Annotated in this window: 18 protein-coding genes; 4 read left to right on the top strand and 14 right to left on the bottom strand. The window is 47.8% G+C overall.

The window, feature by feature from the left end:
• Positions 1-3 precede the first annotated feature (3 nt).
• The gene (locus ACZ5PW_RS17385) at positions 4-657 is read left to right on the top strand and encodes an ABC-type transport auxiliary lipoprotein family protein (protein WP_464556038.1); all 654 of its coding nucleotides are present in this window, start codon (positions 4-6) and stop codon (positions 655-657) included.
• Between the two features lie 269 nt (positions 658-926).
• Here the strand turns inward: ACZ5PW_RS17385 and ACZ5PW_RS17380 are convergent, their stop codons facing one another.
• Positions 927-2,099 carry a sensor domain-containing diguanylate cyclase gene (locus ACZ5PW_RS17380; protein ID WP_464556036.1) on the bottom strand — a complete coding sequence of 391 codons (1,173 nt, stop codon included), beginning with the start codon at positions 2,097-2,099 and terminating at the stop codon, positions 927-929.
• A 241-nt stretch (positions 2,100-2,340) separates the two neighbouring features.
• Here ACZ5PW_RS17380 and ACZ5PW_RS17375 point away from each other — a divergent pair, with 241 nt between their 5' ends.
• The 3 genes from ACZ5PW_RS17375 to ACZ5PW_RS17365 all read left to right on the top strand — a co-directional run bounded on the left by ACZ5PW_RS17375 (position 2,341) and on the right by ACZ5PW_RS17365 (position 5,204).
• Positions 2,341-2,943 carry a DUF445 domain-containing protein gene (locus ACZ5PW_RS17375; RefSeq protein WP_464556034.1) on the top strand — a complete coding sequence of 201 codons (603 nt, stop codon included), beginning with the start codon at positions 2,341-2,343 and terminating at the stop codon, positions 2,941-2,943.
• 107 nt (positions 2,944-3,050) lie between these two features.
• Positions 3,051-4,007 (top strand): tetratricopeptide repeat protein, encoded by a 957-nt coding sequence (locus ACZ5PW_RS17370; RefSeq protein ID WP_464556032.1) that lies wholly within the window; start codon positions 3,051-3,053, stop codon positions 4,005-4,007.
• 15 nt (positions 4,008-4,022) lie between these two features.
• Positions 4,023-5,204 (top strand): hypothetical protein, encoded by a 1,182-nt coding sequence (locus ACZ5PW_RS17365; RefSeq protein WP_464556029.1) that lies wholly within the window; start codon positions 4,023-4,025, stop codon positions 5,202-5,204.
• 145 nt (positions 5,205-5,349) lie between these two features.
• Here the strand turns inward: ACZ5PW_RS17365 and rpe are convergent, their stop codons facing one another.
• From rpe to ACZ5PW_RS17300, 13 genes are all read right to left on the bottom strand, one after another.
• A complete protein-coding gene (gene rpe, locus ACZ5PW_RS17360; RefSeq protein ID WP_464556026.1) occupies positions 5,350-6,018 on the bottom strand; it encodes a ribulose-phosphate 3-epimerase in 669 nt (222 codons plus the stop codon).
• On the bottom strand, positions 6,018-6,482 hold the full coding sequence (gene ahbA, locus ACZ5PW_RS17355; RefSeq protein WP_464556025.1) for a siroheme decarboxylase subunit alpha: 465 nt from the start codon (positions 6,480-6,482) through the stop codon (positions 6,018-6,020). The genes rpe and ahbA overlap by 1 nt, the downstream gene beginning before the upstream one ends.
• On the bottom strand, positions 6,483-7,664 hold the full coding sequence (gene ahbD, locus ACZ5PW_RS17350; protein ID WP_464556023.1) for a heme b synthase: 1,182 nt from the start codon (positions 7,662-7,664) through the stop codon (positions 6,483-6,485). It abuts the gene before it with no gap.
• A 1-nt stretch (position 7,665) separates the two neighbouring features.
• On the bottom strand, positions 7,666-8,649 hold the full coding sequence (gene hemB, locus ACZ5PW_RS17345; RefSeq protein WP_464556022.1) for a porphobilinogen synthase: 984 nt from the start codon (positions 8,647-8,649) through the stop codon (positions 7,666-7,668).
• A 457-nt stretch (positions 8,650-9,106) separates the two neighbouring features.
• Positions 9,107-10,291 carry a 12,18-didecarboxysiroheme deacetylase gene (ahbC, locus tag ACZ5PW_RS17340; RefSeq protein WP_464556020.1) on the bottom strand — a complete coding sequence of 395 codons (1,185 nt, stop codon included), beginning with the start codon at positions 10,289-10,291 and terminating at the stop codon, positions 9,107-9,109.
• Between the two features lie 737 nt (positions 10,292-11,028).
• Positions 11,029-12,162, bottom strand: a complete 1,134-nt coding sequence (locus ACZ5PW_RS17335; RefSeq protein WP_464556019.1) for an OmpA family protein — start codon at positions 12,160-12,162, stop codon at positions 11,029-11,031.
• A gap of 260 nt (positions 12,163-12,422) precedes the next feature.
• Positions 12,423-12,758: a hypothetical protein gene (locus ACZ5PW_RS17330; RefSeq protein WP_464556017.1), complete on the bottom strand. Its 336-nt coding sequence runs from the start codon at positions 12,756-12,758 to the stop codon at positions 12,423-12,425.
• Between the two features lie 22 nt (positions 12,759-12,780).
• Complete coding sequence (locus ACZ5PW_RS17325) at positions 12,781-13,941, bottom strand: YIP1 family protein (RefSeq protein ID WP_464556014.1); 1,161 nt, start codon at positions 13,939-13,941, stop codon at positions 12,781-12,783.
• 87 nt (positions 13,942-14,028) lie between these two features.
• Positions 14,029-15,243 (bottom strand): glycosyltransferase, encoded by a 1,215-nt coding sequence (locus tag ACZ5PW_RS17320; protein WP_464556010.1) that lies wholly within the window; start codon positions 15,241-15,243, stop codon positions 14,029-14,031.
• A gap of 199 nt (positions 15,244-15,442) precedes the next feature.
• The gene (locus tag ACZ5PW_RS17315) at positions 15,443-16,528 is read right to left on the bottom strand and encodes a glycosyltransferase family 4 protein (RefSeq protein WP_464556008.1); all 1,086 of its coding nucleotides are present in this window, start codon (positions 16,526-16,528) and stop codon (positions 15,443-15,445) included.
• Positions 16,529-16,645: 117 nt separating this feature from the next.
• Positions 16,646-17,191, bottom strand: a complete 546-nt coding sequence (gene fliS, locus ACZ5PW_RS17310) for a flagellar export chaperone FliS (RefSeq protein ID WP_464556005.1) — start codon at positions 17,189-17,191, stop codon at positions 16,646-16,648.
• 78 nt (positions 17,192-17,269) lie between these two features.
• Complete coding sequence (fliD, locus tag ACZ5PW_RS17305) at positions 17,270-19,000, bottom strand: flagellar filament capping protein FliD (RefSeq protein ID WP_464556004.1); 1,731 nt, start codon at positions 18,998-19,000, stop codon at positions 17,270-17,272.
• Positions 19,001-19,235: 235 nt separating this feature from the next.
• On the bottom strand, positions 19,236-20,117 hold the full coding sequence (locus tag ACZ5PW_RS17300) for a flagellin N-terminal helical domain-containing protein (RefSeq protein WP_464556000.1): 882 nt from the start codon (positions 20,115-20,117) through the stop codon (positions 19,236-19,238).
• Between the last annotated feature and the right edge of the window lie 48 nt (positions 20,118-20,165).

Genomic DNA, 20,165 nt, shown 5'->3' with positions numbered 1-20,165 from the left:
AAAATGCGATATATTTTTAAGGCAGAGTCTTTGAAGAGTCCGATTTTTCTGATAGTTCTTCTGGTTGCCGGAATTCTATCAGCCGGATGCGTCAAGCTTGACCGTCCTTCTCTTGACCGTAAGTATTTCACTCTTGATATCGAGCGGAGCAGCATACCTGTTGCGAAAATCAAGTCCGGTAAGAATCTCGTTGTCCGCAGGGTGAAGGTTTCACCCCGTTACGAGGACCGCGATCTGGTATATAAAACCGGCAAGAACATGTTTGAGTCCGATTACTACAACTCATTCTTTATTCCGCCTGCTGCACTAATTACACAGGAACTGCGGGGCTGGATGACGGATTCAAGGCTTTTCAGGAATGTTCTAGGCCCGGAAAGTATGGGAACCGGAGAATATCTGCTTGAAGGAGTGGTTAATTCCATTTACGGGGATTATTCAGGTGACCAGCCAAAGGCCGTGTTGAATATGCAATTCTTCCTTCTGGACAACAGCAGTCCTGATATGCCGATAATCTATTCACGTGATTTCAGTCGTGAAATTTCAGTTGACGGGACTGGGGCCGGTGATCTGATTGCGGCTATGAATTCGGGAGTTGAAGCTGTCTTCATGGATCTTGAAAAGGATCTGGCGAGAATTGTCGAGGCTAACGGAAAATAGAATCAGGGCTCAAAGAATAAATTGAATTCTGAGAAGTGGGTGAAAGCATGGGGGAGAGGCTCGCTTGATGATGCTTTATTTGAAGCTGAACGTGTTTCTCTTTAAACGGCGGCCTGCTTGATGGTTCACTAGCATAGCGTCAGGAATAAGAGCTTCTTCTGTTTTATCAGAAGGGCGTATCCGGTCAGTTGAGAATTATCAGTTTGAATTCTTTCAGGAAATTTCATGTTTTGCGGTGAACACTCTAGGGAAATGTGTTGAGGCCCGGTTCAGATAAAGCAGCTGTCTCCGGTTTCACAGGAAAAGTAGACTTTGTTTTTGCCCCGTATCTTGGACTTGTACATATTGTCGTCAGCCCGCTTGAGAACGGATTCCAGCTCTTCGCCGGGAAGATATTGGGCAACACCGATGCTCATGGTTTTCTTTACCGGGTCGTTTCCTTTTGGGTAGTATTTCTCAGCGGAAACAGCCTGCCTGATCTTTTCTGCCATTTTTAAAGCCTTTGAAGCGTCAGCACCGGGCAGGATAATCAAAAATTCCTCACCGCCATACCTGAAAGCCATGTCCGTGTAATCGATTGTTTCCCTTATGATAGAGCCGACACGGCTGAGCACAACGTCACCTGCAGCGTGCCCGTAGTTGTCATTGTACATCTTGAAATCATCCAGATCCATGAGGATGAAGCTGAGGTCTCTTGTGCCGTCTTTGCTGTATCTGACTTCTCGTTCTGCAACTTCGACCATATGTCTACGATTGTACAGCCCGGTCAATTGGTCGGTAATGCTCAGATTTTTGAATCGCTCTTCACTCTCTCGCAGTTTCTCTTCAGCTTTTTTTCTCTCTGCGATTTCTTTTTCAAGTTCCAGATTCTTTATGTCCAGTTCATGAAGCAGCATTGCCAGTTGAGCAGCATTGTCTTCCTGCAGCTCCTTGGCTTCCATAAGCTCTTCTATGAGTTCCTCACGGCGCATTTCATGCTCGCGCTCGCTGGTCATATCATTAAAGATACAGATGCAGCTTCCCGGGACAGAGCTGTTATCAATACTTGTGGAGACGCTTAAATCTACGAAGCGGTATTCCTGATGTTTGTCTAAAATCGGTATGCTGAGATTTGAGCGGGTGTCTGGATTGCAGACCAGGCTTTTAAAGTATTCCTGTCCTTCGTGGTCATTTTCAGGGACAAGAATTTTGTAGATGGGCGAACCTTTAGTCTCGGCGCTTGAGTAGCCCGTGATTTCTTTAAAAGCCGAGTTGGTAAAAATCGCCTGGCCGTACTCATCCAGCACGGCTATTGCGGAAGCCGCGTTATCAAAGAGTTGCTTGAACCTGGTCTGGCCGCACTCCGGGCATTTTTCTTCGACTTTAAGTCGCAGGTCTTCATATGCTTTCTTGAGTCTGTTGTACTCTTCAAGCATACTTTCAGTATCAGGAAAACTGTTCACTACTCCCCTCCGGTGATTAATCCCCCCAATATATGCGAGGGTCATCCTACGCTGATTATGCAACTAATCAAGTGTTTTTTTACGCGAAGGTTACATTCAGGAGCGTCATGTTGCATTCTGGTTAACTGTTGATGCGCAGGTGTAATGATTAACTTGCACTTTTTGCGTTTTTAGACAAGTATTACTCCGCACTTTCATTGAGTGTGATTATATTGAATACAAGCAGGGATTAAAAAATAAAATGATTACAACAAAGCTCTTACTTTCTCCGGTTATTTGTGCACTTATCGGCTGGTTTACAAACTTTCTGGCAGTGAAGATGCTTTTCCATCCTCACAAACCAATAAAGATCGGCCCCTTTACAATTCAGGGGATCTTTCCAAAGCGTCAGAAAGAACTGGCTCTTCGGCTTGGAGAGATGATTGAAAGGGAACTGATTTCACACACTGATATCAAAAATGTAATTCATGATCCGGATTTTATCGACAAGCATAAGGATGTTGTTCTTGAATATCTGGATGTGTTTTTTCGCGAGAAACTGACTTCTCTGCATCCTATGGTCGGCATGTTTCTCAACGATGAAACCATGAAGACCGTCAAGGGAATGCTTTCCAAAGAGCTAGATGAAATGCTTCCCAGGCTCATTGAAACGACTTCCGCACAGTTGGAATGCAAGCTTGATTTCAAATGTATTGTTCAGGATAAAGTGGAATGTTTTTCTATGGAGCAGTTGGAGTCAATACTTTTTTCTATTATGAAGAAAGAGTTTAAATTTATTGAAGTAATTGGCGGAATACTCGGTTTCATTATCGGATTAATACAGGTAGTGGTCTTTATGTTATAAAATTAATCTATATAAAGAATTGTAAATTCCTTCTACGTAGTTGTATATACGTAGAAGGAATTTTTTTTAGGGGGTCAAAACACACAGCTTCAGTCAAGGAGTTAGTGGTGAATAGACTGTTTTTTATTGTTATACTTTGTTTCTCGGTGTTCTTTACCGGGTGTGCAAAAATGTCTGGTCCTTACTATTTGAATAATCAGAAATACAAAGAAGGGATCAAGGCTTTAAATGAAGAGTTGCAAAGTAACCCGGAAGATGCAGACGCTGCATATTATGTAGGACGTTACTATTTAGCTCTTAAGAAACCGAAAAAAGCACTTCCTTACACAACGAAATCAGCTGAATTTGCTCCTGATAATAGCGAATACCTGTTCTGGGTAGGAGTTAACTACTGGGCATTAAAACAGTTCGATAAAGAGCGTGCTTCCTACCGGAAGGTTCTTAAATTAGATCCTGACCACATCTCAGCCAATCTTTACCTTGCGCACAGTTATCTTGATTCTGGAAAACTTCCTGAAGCATTGGTCCTTTACGATAAAGTAATCAAACTGGATGAATACAACCCTGAAGCACTTTATAACCGTGCTGATATTCTAGATAGACAGGGTAAGACACAAGAGGCGGTTAAAGCCTTGAAAAAGTTTCTTGAGTATTACCCAGACGGTTCTTTGGCTATGAGGGCTACGCAAAAGCTTAATATGCTAGGTGATTTTACTTATCGTAATTTTATATTTGGCACGCGTAATGTTACTTTGAAGTCAATTAAATTCAAACCAGGAAAAGTTGACTCTGATTTGGAAAGCAAGAGTTCCTTACATGTTATCGCGGCGATGATGGAAGAGAACAAAAAACTCAAATTTCACATCGTAGCCTACGTGAACGGTGATGATAATCTTGCAAAGGAAAGGGCTAAGGCCGTGCGTGATTATATCCTTGGTGGGCATCCTGATTTTGACCCAGCGAGAATGCCGGTCAGTTGGTTCGGTGTTGCTGAGGAAATTATTCGAGATGGAAAGACTTACAGGCTGGACGAATCCATACAGTTTATTACTGTAGTAAACTAGGGGAGGGAGGAGTCTATGAAAAAGTTTATTGAAAAAGTTGTTTGTTTGTCTGTTGCCATTCTTATTTGTCTGGCAATGATTGTGCCTGTCTCCTTTGCACAGGATGTTGTGTCTCCAACTGATCCTGCGACCGATCCTGCGACCGATCCTGCGACCGATCCTGCGACTGATCCGACAGCGGAAGAACCTGAAGCGCCTTCATTTGCAAATCCGGCACAGGCAGCAAAAGCTGAAGCCCTTGCTGCTGCTGATGCTGAAGCCAAAGCAGATGCTTTTGGCGATGCTATTGCAGAAGCAGAAGCAGAGGTAGCTGGTGCACAAGCCGAACTTGATAATGCACAAGAGAATCTTGATGCTGCAGTCGTTGATGCCGGAGCAGCCAATGATGCGGTTGCTGAAGCCAATGAAGCTGTGGAAACAGCCAACGCTGATATTGCAGCCGCTAATGAAGCTATTGATGCTGCTAATGAAGCTGAAGACCCTGACGCTCTTGCCGCAGCTGAAGCTGACCTTGCCGCAGCAACATCCGCTTTGGATACTGCAACAAATGATTTAGAAGCAGCTGAAACCGATCTTGCCGCAGCCAATGATAGTCTTGCAACTGCCGAGGCTGGACTTGAGACTGCTCGCGGAGATTTTGAAGCCGCAAAATCTGCAGCAGATGAAACCTTATCCGCTGCTGCCGCAGTTGATACCGGATCAATTGCTTCAATGCGTGATCAGGGTATGGGCTGGGGTGAAATTGCACATGAATTGGGCGTACATCCAAGTACTCTAGGCCTTGGTCACCAGAAGCAGGCACAAGCACGAGAAGTTGCTGCCACTTCTACCGCTACTTCTAAAAGCACTGGCAGTGCCAACCAGTACGGTCGGGCCACATCTCGTAATACCAAGTCAGGTGTTTCTAAGACCCCCGGTGTTTCCGGGGGGAAAGGCGAGAAGTCTATCGGTTTGAGTCGTGCGTCTGAGAAGGCTCAAAGTGGTGGTAAAGGCTCTCAGTCATCCAAGGACAGTAGTGCCTCTGGTGGCAGAGGAAATTCAGGCCGTGAGGGAGCAGGAAGTTCTGGAAGCAGTGTCGGTGCCAGTGGCGGTGGCTCCGGTAAGTCCAACGCAGCCAGCACCAGCGGCGGCAGGGGTAATTCCAATGCCGGAGGAAACGGTAAGGGCAAGGGCGGTGGAAAAGGTAATAACAAGTAACTAATTCTTCATAAATATAATAATAAATAAGACCGCAATATCGAAAGATATTGCGGTCTTATATTTTATTAACTGACCTCGCAGCCCAATTTCAGTGAAACCTTATTCAAAGTTCCTTTGAACTCTCAGAGATTATTCGAATGTGTTACCCGGCACAGGTTTCCAGAAACATCTTATGTCTTTCTGCATAAGGGGGATACTTGAAGAAAGCGGAACCTGAAACAAGCACATCAGCGCCAGCTTCAACTAGCTCACGGCAGTTCTCCATGGTAACTCCGCCATCAAGCTGAATCAGGGTTTCTGCGCCCATTTCATCAATCATGGCACGAAGATCCCGCACTTTCTGAGTGCAGAAAGGAATATATTTCTGTCCGCCGAAGCCCGGGTTAACAGACATAATCAGAACCATGTGCAGTTGCGGGATCAGATATTTTATTGATTCCAGCGGAGTGGCCGGGTTCAGAGCTACAGCGGGCTTAACTCCCTTTTCGGCAATTGCAGCAACAGCGCGTTCCAGATGTACCGTGGATTCTGCGTGAATGCAGAGCAGGTCCGCTCCGGCATCACAGAATTCATCAATGTAACGTTCCGGCTGCTCAATCATGAGGTGACAGTCGAAGAACAGGTTGCACTCTTTGCGCATGGACTTGATAACCGGAGGCCCGAAAGTGATGTTGGGGACGAATTTACCATCCATTACATCCAGATGGACCCACTTGAGTCCTGCTTCCTCAAGTGCTTTCAGTTCATCGGCAAGGCGGCTGAAGTCACAGGAAAGGAGTGACGGGGAAATTATGGTTTCCTTGGCTGCCATTATTTTTTCTCCTTGTCGCCGGTCATGGCAAAATCAACTTTGATTTTGAACATTTTGGTGGCGGGCAGATAAAGTATCTTGATTCCGGTTTTCTCGGTCATTTCTTCAAGGGTGGCTTTAACGGTTTCCTTGTCAGGGCCGATGAAAGTGAACCAGATATTGAAATCGTTTTCGCGAAGATAGTTATGAGTCACTCCGCTGTAGCTGTTCACAACTTCAACAAAGCTGTCGATCTGTTCCTCGGGAACCTTAGCGGCGCAGAGGGTTGAATGCCAGCCCAGTTCACGGGAACCGAAGTTTGCTCCAAGACGGCGGATGACACCGCTTTCACGAAGCGCGTTGACCCGGGAGAGAGCATCCTCTTCAGTTACACCAACCTGCTTTCCGATTTCATCGTAAGGACGGGAAGCAATAGGGAAACCTGACTGGATTATGTCGAGTATCTGTTTATCTACTGCGTCCATTTAACTATCCTTCCTGGGCTTTTTCTTGGGTTCGTAGGAACAGAGTGGCTCCGGTCCGAGGTAGTTGTCTTCCATGGTCTGGGCTCGGGCACGGCAGCCGCCACAGACCTTTTCGTATTCACAGTGACCGCATTTGCCGTCATAGGTCTCGGCGTTGCGCAGGTTCAGGAACTGAGGGGATTTTGCCCAGATTTCAGGGAAAGGAATCTCCCGTACGTTTCCGCAGTCGAGCTCAAGGTATCCGCAGGGCTGGACCTGTCCTCTGTGAGAGATGAAGCAGAAACCGACACCGCCGAGGCATCCTCTGCTTACAGCGTCAAGACCGAAGTTCTCGAAGTTGACCGGGATACCGTCCTCCTTGGCCCGCTGGCGCAGGATGCGGTGATAGTGGGGTGCACAGGTCGCCTTAAGCTGCATGTCGGTGGTTTTCTGGAAGTCATAGAACCAGTTGAGGACTTCTTCATACTCATCAGCTGAGATTACTTCCGCGCCGAGTTCGGACGCGCGCCCGGTGGGCACGAGCAGGAAGATATGCCATGCTGATGCACCCAGTTCTTTGGCAAGGTGGAAAATGTCCTTGAACATATGCAGGTTGTTGCGGGTAACGGTGGTGTTGATCTGGAATTCGATTCCGGCATCTTTCAGGTACTGGATACCCTGCATTGCCTTGTCGAATGCTCCGATTTCTCCACGGAATTCATCGTGATATTTCGCTTCCCGTGCATCAATAGAGATGGAGCAGCGCTGGATGCCTACTTCCTTGAGCTTCACGGAATTCTCTGCAGTGAGCAGGGTTCCGTTCGGAGCCATCACGCAGCGCAGCCCTTTGTCATTGGCATATGAAACCAGTTCGAAAACATCATGGCGCAGCAGCGGTTCACCGCCGGTGAAGATGATGATCGGATCACCGGTTTGGGGAAAGGTATCGATAAGGGCTTTTGCTTCCTCGGTGGAAAGTTCTCCCGGATAAGGTTCGGGATGGGCTTCCGCCCTGCAGTGCTTGCAGGCGAGGTTGCAGGAACGGGTAATCTCCCATGCTATCAGACGCAGCGGCGGGGAGCCGTCAGCATTTTTCTGGGGAATGGGATGAACACCCGGGTGTCCACCGGGATGACCGCCACCGGGATGACCGGGCTTGCCGCCGGGGTGTCCGCCGGGATGTGATATTTTTTGTTCACTCATATTATTTCTCTTTCAAGCGTTTGAGTACGTCTTCAGTGAAGTAGGTCAGGATCAGGTCCGCTCCGGCCCTTTTGAATCCGATGAGGGATTCCCAGACCACGGATTCTTCATCCACCCAGCCGTTAAGCGCAGCGGCCTTGATCATGGAGTACTCACCGCTGACCTGATACGCGGCAACAGGAAGATCGAAATTGTCGCGGGTCTGGCGGATAATGTCCATATAAGGTCCGGCAGGTTTTACCATAAGGATGTCCGCGCCCTCGATTACGTCAGCTGCTGCTTCGCGCAGTCCTTCCCGGGCGTTGGCGGGGTCCATCTGGTAGGTCTTGCGGTCACCGAACTGGGGTGCGCCTTCCGCGGCTTCGCGGAAAGGTCCGTAGTAAGCGGATGCGTATTTAACAGAGTAGGACATGAGGGGCAGGTTTTCAAAGCCGTTTTCATCCAGTATTTCGCGGATGGCAGCGACTCGCCCGTCCATCATGTCAGAGGGGGCAACCATGTCCGCACCTGCTTTGGCGTGAGAGAGGGCAGTTTTTGCCAGCAGGTCCAGTGTTGCATCATTGAGGATTTCATCGCCCTTAACCAGTCCGCAGTGTCCGTGGGAAGTAAATTCGCACAGGCAGACGTCAGTTGCGACCAGCAGTTCGGGCCAGCGTTTTTTCAGCATGCGCACGGCCTGCTGAACAATGCCGTTATCATCATATGCCTGAGTTCCGGCGGGGTCCTTTTCAGCGGGAATGCCGAAGAGGATCAGGCTTTTCAGGCCGTTTGCAATTGCTTCCTCAACTTTGAGCTCCAGCTGTTTCAGGCTGAGCTGAAACTGGCCGGGCATGGAGGAAACTTCTTTCTTGAAATTTTCATCGTCTGTTTCGTAGACGAAGTAGGGCATCATCAGATCATTGGCGGAAAGAGTGGTCTCGCGCACCAGATCACGAATTACCGGGGTACGTCTCAGTCTGCGTCCCCTATGGAAGTCAAATACCATCTTTAGACCTTCCTTTTGCCTTCGGCTAGCCTACCGGCGGTCCCTCCGGGGGCCTCTCCGAGGGCCAAAGAAACTTTTAAAAAAGTTTCTCTGGACTCTTCAAAAACTTTTAGTAGGGCTTCGCCGGGTAGTTTTATAAAATTAGTCAGAACGATTTTGTCTGCGGTTAGAATTATATGCGGTTGTGTCCCGCAGTCTGTTCATTCAATCCCTAAAATTAAAATCCTTAGGGATTCCAAAGGGGATTATCCACTTTGGACGCCGGAGGCGAAATCTTTCATAACAAAAGCGCGCAGCGCATCAAAATTCCAGCCCCGCAGGGCCGCCGGAGGCCATATTGGCAAAACATCCGGCTATAGACAACAAATCCCGGCGTGCTTCGTGGAAGCCCGCCGGGATTTGGAATATTTATCGTCGACAGGACGACTGCTTTGAGTATCGTTTCAAAACAGTGACCCTAGTCTTTTTTGATTTCCTCATCGGTGAGGTAACATGCCGGGTCCTGAGCCCAGATGTCATCGTAGTACGCTTCCGCGCGGGCACGGAAGTTACCGCCACAGATGTTGAGGTAACGGCATTCTGCGCAGCGACCGCCGACATGCTGTTTTTTGTCCTTGAGCTTGTGCAGGAGTTCGATGTTTTCGTCAGTCCAGATTTCAGAGAAAGGACGTTCCAGAACATTACCGAAGGTATGGTTGCGCCAGAACTGGTCAGCGTGAACCTGACCGTCCCAGGAGATACAGCCGATTCCGCGGCCGGAGTTGTTGCCTTCGTTGAACTGCAGCAGTTCAAGCACTTCTTTGGCGCGCTCGGGGTCTTCCTTGAGCAGGCGCTGGTATACATAAACACCGTCAGCGTGGTTATCCACGGTGAGGATTTCCTTGGGCATGCCAGCATCGTAGAGAGCTTTGGTCTCGTCCATGATCAGGTCGAGAAGCTGACGGGTTTCCGCATGGGTCAGGTCTTCCTTGATGAGCTCTGAGCCGCGTCCGGAATATACGAGATGGTAGAAACATGCTCTGGGAACTTCAAGGTCGCGCAGTACCTGAAAGATTGAGGGTACTTCAGTCCAGTTGCGCTTGTTGATAGTGAAACGCAGACCTACTTTGAGACCCTCGGCCTTACAGTTTTCAACGCCTTGCAGGGCTTTCTTGTATGAACCGGAAATACCGCGGAATTTATCGTGGGTCTCTTCGGTTCCATCGAGAGAAATTCCAACATAGGAGAGGCCGACGTCTTTGAGTTCGCGGGCTTTTTCCTTGGTGATGAGAGTTCCGTTGGTGGAGATAACTGCGCGCATGCCTTTGCTGGTTGCGTATTTGGCAAGCTCTACAAGATCCTTGCGAACAAGTGGTTCACCACCGGAAAAGAGCATCACAGGTGCGCCGAATGCTGCGAGATCGTCAATGATCTCTTTAGCCTGTGAAGTGGAAATTTCGTCTTTACCGTCCGGATCAACAGCCTGGGCGTAACAGTGAACACACTTCAGGTTGCAGCGTCTGGTCATGTTCCAGACAACAACAGGTTTTTTATCTTTGGAAAACTGAAGAAGGTGGGAAGGCAGTTTTCCGGATTCACGTCCGTAGCGCAGGGCATCGGAAGATTCTACCGCGCCACAGTAAAGTTTAGAAATACCAATCATTTAATAAAGTCCTCCCTAGCTGCGAAATCGCGCCAGGCTATCGGTTTGAAACGATGTGTTCCCTGAGGGACGAAAAGGGATAATAATTACTATTTATCAAACGTCAAGTCAGGTGAACAATCGGTTATGCGTAACAGAATGCGAAGTTTGGAGTAACACAAATGGGCCTAGGGGAAAAGACCAAAATAAGTATAAGTTTGAGGTGAATTAAGTACCCGAAAAGTAAGAAATAAATTAAAAAGGATAAACAGAGGGTAATGCTCTTGCCAGCTAAAATACCTCCTTGATGAGTAGGGAGTGCCGAGCAGCGTCAGAGCTATTATCCGGATATAAAGTTGGTAAATGCTGATTAGGGGGTAAAAATAGTAATGAACAGACTCAATTAAATTGAAAATATTGCTCTAAGATTCAAGGTATTGACCGCTGTTTCTGGGTAAAACAGAGTATGACGGGAAATCATCCTGAATATTGGCGGCTGATGAAGATTTGGTTGTGGCAGGGGGGAAGTGCTAGAATCACCTAGTCAGATATATTTCATGCAATGGCAGGCAATCTTAAAAATATAGCCTGTTGAGAACAGTATCAGATGCAAGGAGCCAATGAGACTGGATAGAAGATTGTTTAGTCATAGGTAAGTTTTTGCGTTTTGCGGTAATAACGCGGATGGTGCTTTCTCCGCAATCTGAGGGCCTTCCGCGGAAGGCCCTGTAACTGTAAATATGTTCCGGTGAGATAGCTTAAGGTGCAATTGAAACCTGAACCCGTCTGTTGAGCAGCTTATTGTACTTAGTCGTGTTCGGGACCAGCGGAACGGATTCTCCAAATCCGGTTGTGCTGATACGGGCAGCCGGGATCGGAAAGTTGTCGGTCAGGTACTTCTTGACTGACCGGGCCCGGTCCTTGCTGAGTTTCAGGTTGTATTCCTCGGAAGCATCTGAGTCTGTATGGCCCGCAATGAGGATGCGTTTGCCTTTAAGCCTGTCACTGATCAGTGCTTTACCCAGTTCGTTCAGCAGGCCATATGATTCAGGCTTGATGACAGAGGAGTCCGTGTCGAACTGAACTGCAAGGTTGATGGAGCGGGGTTTGGGTTTATCCGCTTCCGGAGCTTTCTGTTCCGGTGCTTTCTGTGACATGCGTGTAGTGGGCGTGTCCTGAGTCTGCTGGCTGAAGTTTTGCTGCTCCACTGCTGGCGGAGCTTCCATCTCGATCATTTTGGGCTTCAGGGCAGCAATCATTCCCTGTTTATTTTTTTCATATCTGGCCCATGAAGTAAGAGGAACGGCCATGTCAGTGGCAATTGCCTGAACTATTTTGTAAAAGGCTGAATCCGGCATACGGTGCTGGCGCTTGACCACTATGAAATCGTCATCCATCTTTTTCTCGACACGGCCGGACTGCTCGAATGAGCACACCATCTGCCCGCGCTTGGTCTCGTAAATTTTGACTTGAACTGTGAGTGCTGAATCATCCATGGTGTGGCCCAGGTAGAGATAGGGAACCGTACCTACCACCAGAAGGTCGTAGCCGCGTGAGCGGGCAGTGAAAAGAGCATCCTCAAGACCCCGATAGGCCAGAGTGTCATCATATACCATTGACGGGAAAATCTGCAGACTGGTCCAGTTCTGCCAGATTCCTTTGGCGATCTGTCTTCCCCAGTCACTGGATTTATGCATGGTCTGGGTTACATGAAAGGGGTAAAAAAGCGCGGAAAGGGGACCGTAGTGGGGCTTTTCCGGTCTGGAATAAACCATCAGCTGAGACAGCTGCACATCCGTATCTTCGTAATAAACTGATTGAGTGGCAATCTGCGGTTCAAAATGGGTGCAGGCCGACAACATCAGGAAAAATATCAGCAAAATTTTTTTCATATTATTTAACGGGTGATAGGTTTTTACGCTCGGTGTCTGTAAATTGACAAACAGTTCTGTGTGTTCAAAATACAGCAATTTCCATGCCGTGGAAAGGTGAAATGCAATTCGGCTAGGACAGACTCCAAGATGGAATAATACGTTAGGTTTTCCTGTATCCGGACATCCGGCAGTGGGCAGTTCTGTTTTTAATCTGTTCCGGTTCTAAACCGGTTGCCGGGGAAACAAAAAAGGCGGCCCCATTTTGGAGCCGCCTTTGCTTATTGAATAAGTTTTGTGGGTGATGGAGAATCCTGCATGGATTCCAGTATCTGTTCTTTTGATTGGAGCAGGCTTTGCCGCAACTCCAGCTTACGCTGTACAGACAGTTTTCTGAATTCCGGTTGATGGGTAAGTTCTGTCAACTGAACCATTTCACGTTTTATTTTTTCCACCTTGGTCAGCATATCACTTTCAGGTGAACAGACCTGCGAGCATGCATCTGCTAGTTCAGATATCTCCCGTGCCATGGAGCGAAAGCTTCTGGGAGTAATCTCTTTTGCGATTCTGATGCGCTCTTTGGCATTGTGAATCAGTCCGTTAATCCATCCAAACATACATTATCCCCGGAAAGAATCGTTAGATTGTCGGCTGGCTGAAGTTCATATAGAAGCCGAGAATGACCAATAATAGCACAACAGGCATTACAATTGAAAGCACAACTCTCATGTATGAAGTGTTGTGTATGCTTTTGTAAGCTATTATCGATATCGCAATGCTTATCAAGGCTCCCACAGCGTCTCCAATAATAGGCACGACACAAAGTACCAATGGGGCTGCAGAATATGCTGCTACCCTGAAGGTGGCTTGATAGCCTTTTTCCCCGGCTCCGAAGATCATCAGCATCACGTGGGTGAAGGCCGCGGTCGGAAAGAGCAGCCCGCCCATGGCTATCGGGTAGATGATCAGCGACATCACCGCCAGCATTGTTGGGGACTGGGTGGGATTGGAGAGCAGGGAAGAACCGATCTGCCTTGTGACATCGGCGTCAATAGGAGCCAGAATTCCTGCTGTAGTCCAGATGAAACTGCATATTTGACTGAACTCTACGATCAGGATGAAAAAGATCAGTGGCTTGATGAAGCCAGTCAGTTCCATGTCCTTGAAGAATGCAGCTGGCGAGAGAAGTATTTTTTTGATTGTCAGAAACAGTCCGGGGAAAAAGCCGTACTTTTCAAGATTCTCAAAGGGGACTTCATTCTCGGCATCTGAATTTTTTGCAGGGGCAGGAATTTCATTGTCATTATCCGGACGCATGGAATCAAGCCGCTGCCAGATGTCACCTTTTTCTGTGGTGTCTTCCGGGGTTCTTTCTGCATAATTCTGATGTAATTCAGCATCTTGAACATGGGGTCGCTCATCTGCTTCCGCATTTTCGTGAGTGTATGAATGCTGTTCCTGAGAATAGTCGCGGTTGTGTTCTCCGGAGTATTGCTGTTCTCCGGCAAGAGAATCGGCCTGATTCTGCTCAGGGGTATGCTGAGCTTCCTCAGTCCCGTAGGACTGCATGCCGTGATCCTGATATGCTGGATGTGAATCAGTGCTTTCCGGTGTCTGGTATGATCCATCCTCATAAGGGACGTTTTCCGGGCCGCTTTCGGCCTGCTCTTCCACCGGAGGCAGTTCGCGAAACTGGAACTTGATCCCGCATTTGGGACAGGTGGCAAGCTGGGCGTTGGCGGGGATTTTATCCTCCGGAATCTCACTGCTGAAATTGCACTCGGGACAAATAACTTTCATATTGAATCCTTGGAAATTGTTGTCGGAATATTTTGGACAGACCTAATAAATTTTATACTGTTAGGCAATGCCAATTGTTCATGTTTGTTATTGCAGTTTGAATTTGGGCAGAATCAGGGCCGGAAGGGAACTGCAGTGTTCCGGATACAGAATATTTCGTTCAAGATACGGAAATTCTTCTCCTAATCGGTGAGTATATCTGCCTTCAGATGCTTCATTGAAGGCATGGAGTTTGCCTTCAATTTTCTCTCTGCTTTTGAGCAGATGGGTCAGATGGTGAATCGGAATTGACGGTAATATCCCCGCATTTCCAATGATTCCGTCTAGTTGTTCGTGAATCTTGTTTTTGAATTGTAATTTTCCGGTATTTTTAAAAAAACGGAGTTGCAGGTCCGGCCATAATCCGTAACCGGTCCGGACATGCTTTGGGTCCGGATAGAAAGTAAGCCGTGGAAAATACCAGCCTTCACAGTCTTTTATAAGAGTTGCTTTACGCAGTTTTTCCCAGTTTTCCTGTTCAAGGCGTTCGTCCGCATCCAGATAGACCACCCATTCACCTGTGCATGCTTCAAGCATCCGGTTCCTCTGGCTTCCAAAGTCAGCGGCGAGTGGGTGGGCTTTATTTATGATTGTCACTCCCCGGGGATGAGTCAACCGTGGATAGCTGTAATTTTCGGGACAATCCCATATTATGACTATTTCATGCAGCCATTCCGGCAGACTGTTTATGTAATCTTCAACATCCGGTTCTTCAGGGCTCAATATGGCTCCTGCCGAGATAAGCGGTAAATTTCCTGTGTCGGGGAGGGGATGTTCTTTTATGCCGGAAAAAAGTCTTTGCAGGTTCCTGTGAACTGTTTTGGCCTTGCCTTTCAGGTCAGGATTTAAAACGAGGTGGCAGTCTTTGCCTTTGTAACCGTTTTGGACCAGCAGCAAAGTTATAGACCAGATTGACGAGTCGGTAAGCAGGTAGCAACCTGTATTTGAACAGTATAATTCTTCAAGGTTATCGGAAAGTTCACGGACGTGACCCGGGTAGAGATCACAGATAATGAGTTCCGTGTCGCCCGGTTTATTAAGAGCAAAAGCTTTAGCCAGTTGTGCATCGGTAATACCGAAAAGAACAACTGACTTCGCCTTTCTTTTTCCAGCAAATTGCAGGTGCTTCAAGGCCGTGGATTCGGCATTATCGCCGGGAGTGAAATCTTCCTTATGATTCAGTCCATCCAGTCTGAATGACAGAATCTGTCTGGAGTAAATTTCAAATGGGTGTCTCATTAGTGAGTTTTCGATTGTTATCACGTAATTTCCAGCCCCTGCTTGTATACCATGCGAGAGAGGGTGAAAATTAAATTATATGTTGTTAAAATAGATTTGCAGGACGTTCATTTTCTTTGAAAGAAATATTCCTGATGATTCTGCTGTCCTGAAAGGCATGTGTTTCAATTGTTAATCCTAAAAAAGAATACCGGTGTCTAAGGGCGTGGTAGGCCTTTAGTTCTCAGATTATGCCTTTCACCTGCAGTAATTCGAAATATATATCGCCCAGTTTTTCGGCAATGTCACGGTCTCTGTATAAACTTGAAGCCTTTTTTCTGCCATTTTCACCCATGACTCTTGCTTCCAGAGGGTGGGTCAGCAGGAAACGGACAGCTTGGGCATATTCTTTTGTGTTTCGGGCTACAATGCCCGTCACTCCGTCCTCGACAAGTTCCAGTTGGGCATTGTCACGCATACCTTCACTGGGGTGGGTGACAACCGGCAGTCCGGCGGCCATGGCTTCTGCGATGACCAGTCCGAAGGATTCACCTGTGTCATTTGCGTGGGCCAGAAAAGATATTGAATTCATAAATTCAGCCAGTTCCATGTCAGTCAGTATCGGGGGCAGGAATTGCACGAATTCTGACAGTCCTTTTTCCCTGACAAAATTTTCAGCCTCGGGAATCCCGCCGATTATGCGGTATGAAAAAGGCTGAAGCTTTTTTTGAACAACATTCTTCATAAGCTCAGGTAGAAAATTATACGCGAGACTGGACCATTTTCCCTTATCCGCGCGAGATATTCGTCCGAATGAGTTTGGTGGAAAATTGCGGTCCTTGGGACATTCTTTGAGGAAGAAGTCCGTGTCAACGGGATTGTAAAGGACTGAATATTTCGGTGGAACGGGCTTGATGGAATTGACTTTTTCAAAACGTGAGGCGCAGAAACGGGATACGAACAGATGGCGGTCAATAAGTCTGCATTCGGGGCTAGGATCATGATGTCCGAATACGTTGGTTTCAACCAGAACCGGGATCTGGGCGAGTCTGTATGGACGCAGACTTCCCGGTTCGGCCCAGCCCGCCCGGTGCAGGTGCACAATTTGCGGACGGAATTTTTCAAGGAGACTGAACAGGTCCATTCCGATGAAAGTCGTAATTCCGGAATCGCGAAGAAGTTTTCCCCGCGGACCGTTGACAGGTGAGTAAACAGCGGGGTCAAATTTAGTCTTGTCCAGATTGCAGACAAGGGATTGCATCACTTTTTCAGTGCCCCCCAATCCAAGTGAAGGGGCAACATGAAGCACTTTGATTCTGGAATCCATCATGATTGAAATAAATGACAGATTAGGTGTCGGAAGTAAAGAAATGTAAGGAAGGCAAAACAAAAGCCCCCGCATGGCGAAGGCTTTGTTGTTTTTAAATTCAGCAGGAGGATTTGCTCATTACACTGAGCCGTAGGCGTTTGCCGCCTTTTTCAGTCTTAAACTGTTTGGCGCGGTCAATGGCTGGCCCGGAGGGGGCATGGCTCCCACTGGTCTGGTGTCTGCAAAACTGCGGTTTACATTCACGCTGCCGCTGTTTGGAGAGGACTGGGTCTCAAGAGGAGCCGCTTCCTGTGCTTCCACTGTCGGGATGATTTCCCTGTATGCGGAGGCGATACCATCAATGATCTTGATTACATCATCAAGTTTCTGGGTATCCATCTTGAGGTTGGCCTGCAGCAACTGGGTGTTGCAGAAAAGGTATAACTGACTGAGATTCTGCGCCAGTTCACCACCCTTTTCCTTGTTCAGGCTGGAAGTAAGCTCAGAGATAACCTCAATCGCCTTGGAGATGAGAATCCCCTTTGCGGCGTAGTCTTTTTCCTCGATCTTTACTTTGGCCTGCTTCATGAACTTGATGGCCGCATCGTAAAGCATGATCAGAAGTTCACCTTTTGAGGTGGTATGTACCTGAGTTGAGAGATAAGCTTGTGCTGCTCTTTGCATATAATTGATCCTCCTGACTTACTCATCGGTATGGTTTTTTAAAAACCTTAGAGGAAATTTTAATTATTTTTTAATTAATTACTGTTTGCTCAATTCATTGATGCTTGAAACCAGTGATGTGGACTGGCGCTGATACTGCCCGAGAAGGGTGTCGAGCCTTGAATAGCGGTCTTTGAGCATTCTTTCTTTGTTTTCGACCCTGCGTTCTTCCCGCTCAATTTTCTTGTCAATATTCCTCATGATTGTGTCGTAGTTGTCCTGAAGAATATTGAGGGGGCCTTCTTCGCCGGTTATGTCGTCAAGGGCACTGACCAGTTCGCCTGATTTGCCGAGTTGCAGGAAAACCTTGATAGCGTCTGCGGCGTCATCGTTTGAATTGCCGAAAGTTCCGTCTGAGCGATTTTCGACACGTATGGACATACCGGCCGCGTCTGTTCCGCCGTTACCGGTAATTTCCCATGTGCTGGCATTTACTAGTGCTGCTTCACCATTGATGGTGGCTGATACCAGTTTTCCACCGGAAACTTCGTATTGAACGTTGTATTCTCCCGGCTTGGTTACTCCGGAAATGTGAGACATGTACTGCACGTTGGGCGATGCACTTTTTCCGAGGTAGTTGGCGGAGAAAAGTTTGGCAACGGCCATGGGATCGTCTTCAAGGGCCTTGTTCAGCTCGTCTGTATCAAGTTCAAGAAGACCCATGTTGGCACCGCCGGAGTCGGCATTGGTCAGGATTCCCACCTGAGCAAGGGCGGAGTATTTATCGCCTGAGGTTGTTCCTCCGCTTTCCGAGTACCAGTCAAAGCCGAGCCCCTTGCTGGATATGATGTCCTTGAGTCGCTGTCCCACCAGCAGTTCAACGCCATAGTTACCAGTAAGGATGGACCCTTCGGCCTTATCGGAACTCGTCTCTACATCGGTGAGATCCTTGATCATCTGGCGTATGGTGTTGTTCTGATCAACGAATTTTTGGACATTCTCCTTCATGCCCTCGTTGTCAACGGTGACACCTATATTAATGGTTGAGCCCGGAGAAGTAGTCTTCTTCAGGTTCATGGTTATACCGTCAACAACGTCACTAATGGAGTTGGTGTCCCTTTCGATCCAGTCTGATGCTCCGGGAGGAAAGCCGTCTACCTTGATCTGGGAGTTCTGGGCATTCTGAGTTTCCAGAAAGCTGGTGTTGGAGAAGATCATTCCGTTGGTATTGGAAATTAAAAGCTGGCTGTCAGCACCAAGGTCGAGACCGTAAATCTGGAGGTGATGGCTCGTTCCATCATAAATGGTCGTTGCTCTGATTTTGTCCCTGCTGTCAGCGTGGGCGTTAACCATATTCACGAATCCCTGCAGAGTGGTTCCGGCAGGAATGTTGCTGAGCGTGACAGATTCGCCCTGATAGGAAAAAGTAAATGTTCCGGTGGAACTGAAAATTGAGTCGGTTATTTCCGAAGTTCCCGAAGCGGTGACAGTGATATCGTTTTGGGCCAGCTGGTTGATTTCTATAGCGTGGCTTGTGACGAGGGCGGAACTTGTTGCAGAGGCTGTGAGGGTGTCGGAGTCTGAGGTAGTCACCGCCTTGGTCATAAATTCGTCAAGGGTGTCCATGGACTTGAGTGTTGTCTGCATGGAAAGGAGCGCAGTATCGAGCTCCTTGAACTTTTCTACCTTTGCTTCCCAGGTGGATTTCCAGCTTTCAAGTCTATTGATGTGGACGCGTTCGAGCTTGATCAGACCGTCAATCATCTGATTGAAGTCTGTTCCAGAGCCGAGTCCGGCGAAATTTATATTACCTGAGGTGTAATCAGACATAATTATCTCCGGGAATTTTTTTCCCTGAAAGTTTCTCTCACCTCAATTTATGCAAACCAAATGCCAAGAAACATAAAGTTGTGCCCGGCATATTGAGTCGGCGGTTTTGAAAGTTATTAAATCAGCTGAAGGATCCGCAGGTTAATGCTTGAGTGGAAAAAAGCCGGGCCGATATATCGGACCCGGCTTTTATCACTTCCTGACTTTAGTCAGAGATCAGGCTGCAGTCCGGTTATTAACCGATGAGCTGCATAGCCATTCTGGGCATGCTGTTTGCCTGTGACAGCATAGCTACTGCGGACTGGGTCAGAATCTGGTTACGGGTGAACTCGGTCATTTCGGTTGCTACGTCAACGTCAGAGATACGGGATTCCGCAGCCTGAACGTTTTCGGCCTGAATAGACAGGTTTGTGATGGTGTTCTCAAGCCTGTTCTGCAGTGCACCGAGGTTCGCACGGATCTTATCCTTGGAGATGATCGCGTTGTTCAGCTTGTCCAGAGACGCCTGTGCCAGTGCCTGGGTGGAGATGGAGTTGTTGGCGGCAAGTCCAACACCCAGAGCGGATGCAGTAGAGGTTGAAATGGAAACATAGTAGTAGTCTTCTGCAGAGTCGTTACCGGTACCGAAGTGAACCTTGAGCGGACCAGTAGATGTTAATCCGGCACCACTGTGTGCAGAGTTTGCTCCTGACATGTTACCATTAAGCAGGTGAATTCCGTTAAAGTCAGTTGCATTAGCAATACGGGTAATTTCCGATGCCATGGCCTGATACTCGGAGTCGATGATCAGACGCTGGTCGGAGTTGTAGGTACCGGTGGATGCCTGAGTTGCAAGTTCCTTCATACGGATGAGCTTTTCATCGATAACCCCCAGAGCGCCGTCAGCGGTCTGGATCATGGAAATTGCATCGTTGGCGTTACGGATACCCTGGTTGAGTGACTTGATGTCCGCCCGCATAAGTTCGCGAATTGCGAGCCCTGCAGCATCATCGGCTGCGGTTCCAACACGCAGACCTGAAGACAGGCGGCGGGTTGATACACCGAGGTTACCATACGATTCCTGCAGGTTACGGCTTGCATTCATCGCCATCAAGTTGTGGTTAATTACTAAAGACATGCTTTCCTCCTTGAAAGTAATGCTTGGCTTCCTTGCCAAAAAAACTTG

This window comes from Maridesulfovibrio salinus (assembly GCF_055394525.1).
The sequence above is the reverse complement of the archived record's forward strand: the minus strand, read 5'-3'. Positions and strand labels throughout refer to the sequence as shown.

Coding starts and splice junctions, on each gene's coding strand:
- ACZ5PW_RS17300 (WP_464556000.1), bottom strand. CDS start 20,117: ATGTCTTTAGTAATTAACCACAACTTGATGGCGATGAATGCAAGCCGT.
- ahbA (WP_464556025.1), bottom strand. CDS start 6,482: ATGGACGCAGTAGATAAACAGATACTCGACATAATCCAGTCAGGTTTC.
- fliS (WP_464556005.1), bottom strand. CDS start 17,191: ATGCAAAGAGCAGCACAAGCTTATCTCTCAACTCAGGTACATACCACC.
- ACZ5PW_RS17375 (WP_464556034.1), top strand. CDS start 2,341: ATGATTACAACAAAGCTCTTACTTTCTCCGGTTATTTGTGCACTTATC.
- fliD (WP_464556004.1), bottom strand. CDS start 19,000: ATGTCTGATTACACCTCAGGTAATATAAATTTCGCCGGACTCGGCTCT.
- rpe (WP_464556026.1), bottom strand. CDS start 6,018: ATGGCAGCCAAGGAAACCATAATTTCCCCGTCACTCCTTTCCTGTGAC.
- ACZ5PW_RS17325 (WP_464556014.1), bottom strand. CDS start 13,941: ATGAAAGTTATTTGTCCCGAGTGCAATTTCAGCAGTGAGATTCCGGAG.
- ACZ5PW_RS17315 (WP_464556008.1), bottom strand. CDS start 16,528: ATGATGGATTCCAGAATCAAAGTGCTTCATGTTGCCCCTTCACTTGGA.
- ahbD (WP_464556023.1), bottom strand. CDS start 7,664: ATGAGTGAACAAAAAATATCACATCCCGGCGGACACCCCGGCGGCAAG.
- ACZ5PW_RS17385 (WP_464556038.1), top strand. CDS start 4: ATGCGATATATTTTTAAGGCAGAGTCTTTGAAGAGTCCGATTTTTCTG.
- ACZ5PW_RS17365 (WP_464556029.1), top strand. CDS start 4,023: ATGAAAAAGTTTATTGAAAAAGTTGTTTGTTTGTCTGTTGCCATTCTT.
- hemB (WP_464556022.1), bottom strand. CDS start 8,649: ATGGTATTTGACTTCCATAGGGGACGCAGACTGAGACGTACCCCGGTA.
- ACZ5PW_RS17335 (WP_464556019.1), bottom strand. CDS start 12,162: ATGAAAAAAATTTTGCTGATATTTTTCCTGATGTTGTCGGCCTGCACC.
- ACZ5PW_RS17330 (WP_464556017.1), bottom strand. CDS start 12,758: ATGTTTGGATGGATTAACGGACTGATTCACAATGCCAAAGAGCGCATC.
- ahbC (WP_464556020.1), bottom strand. CDS start 10,291: ATGATTGGTATTTCTAAACTTTACTGTGGCGCGGTAGAATCTTCCGAT.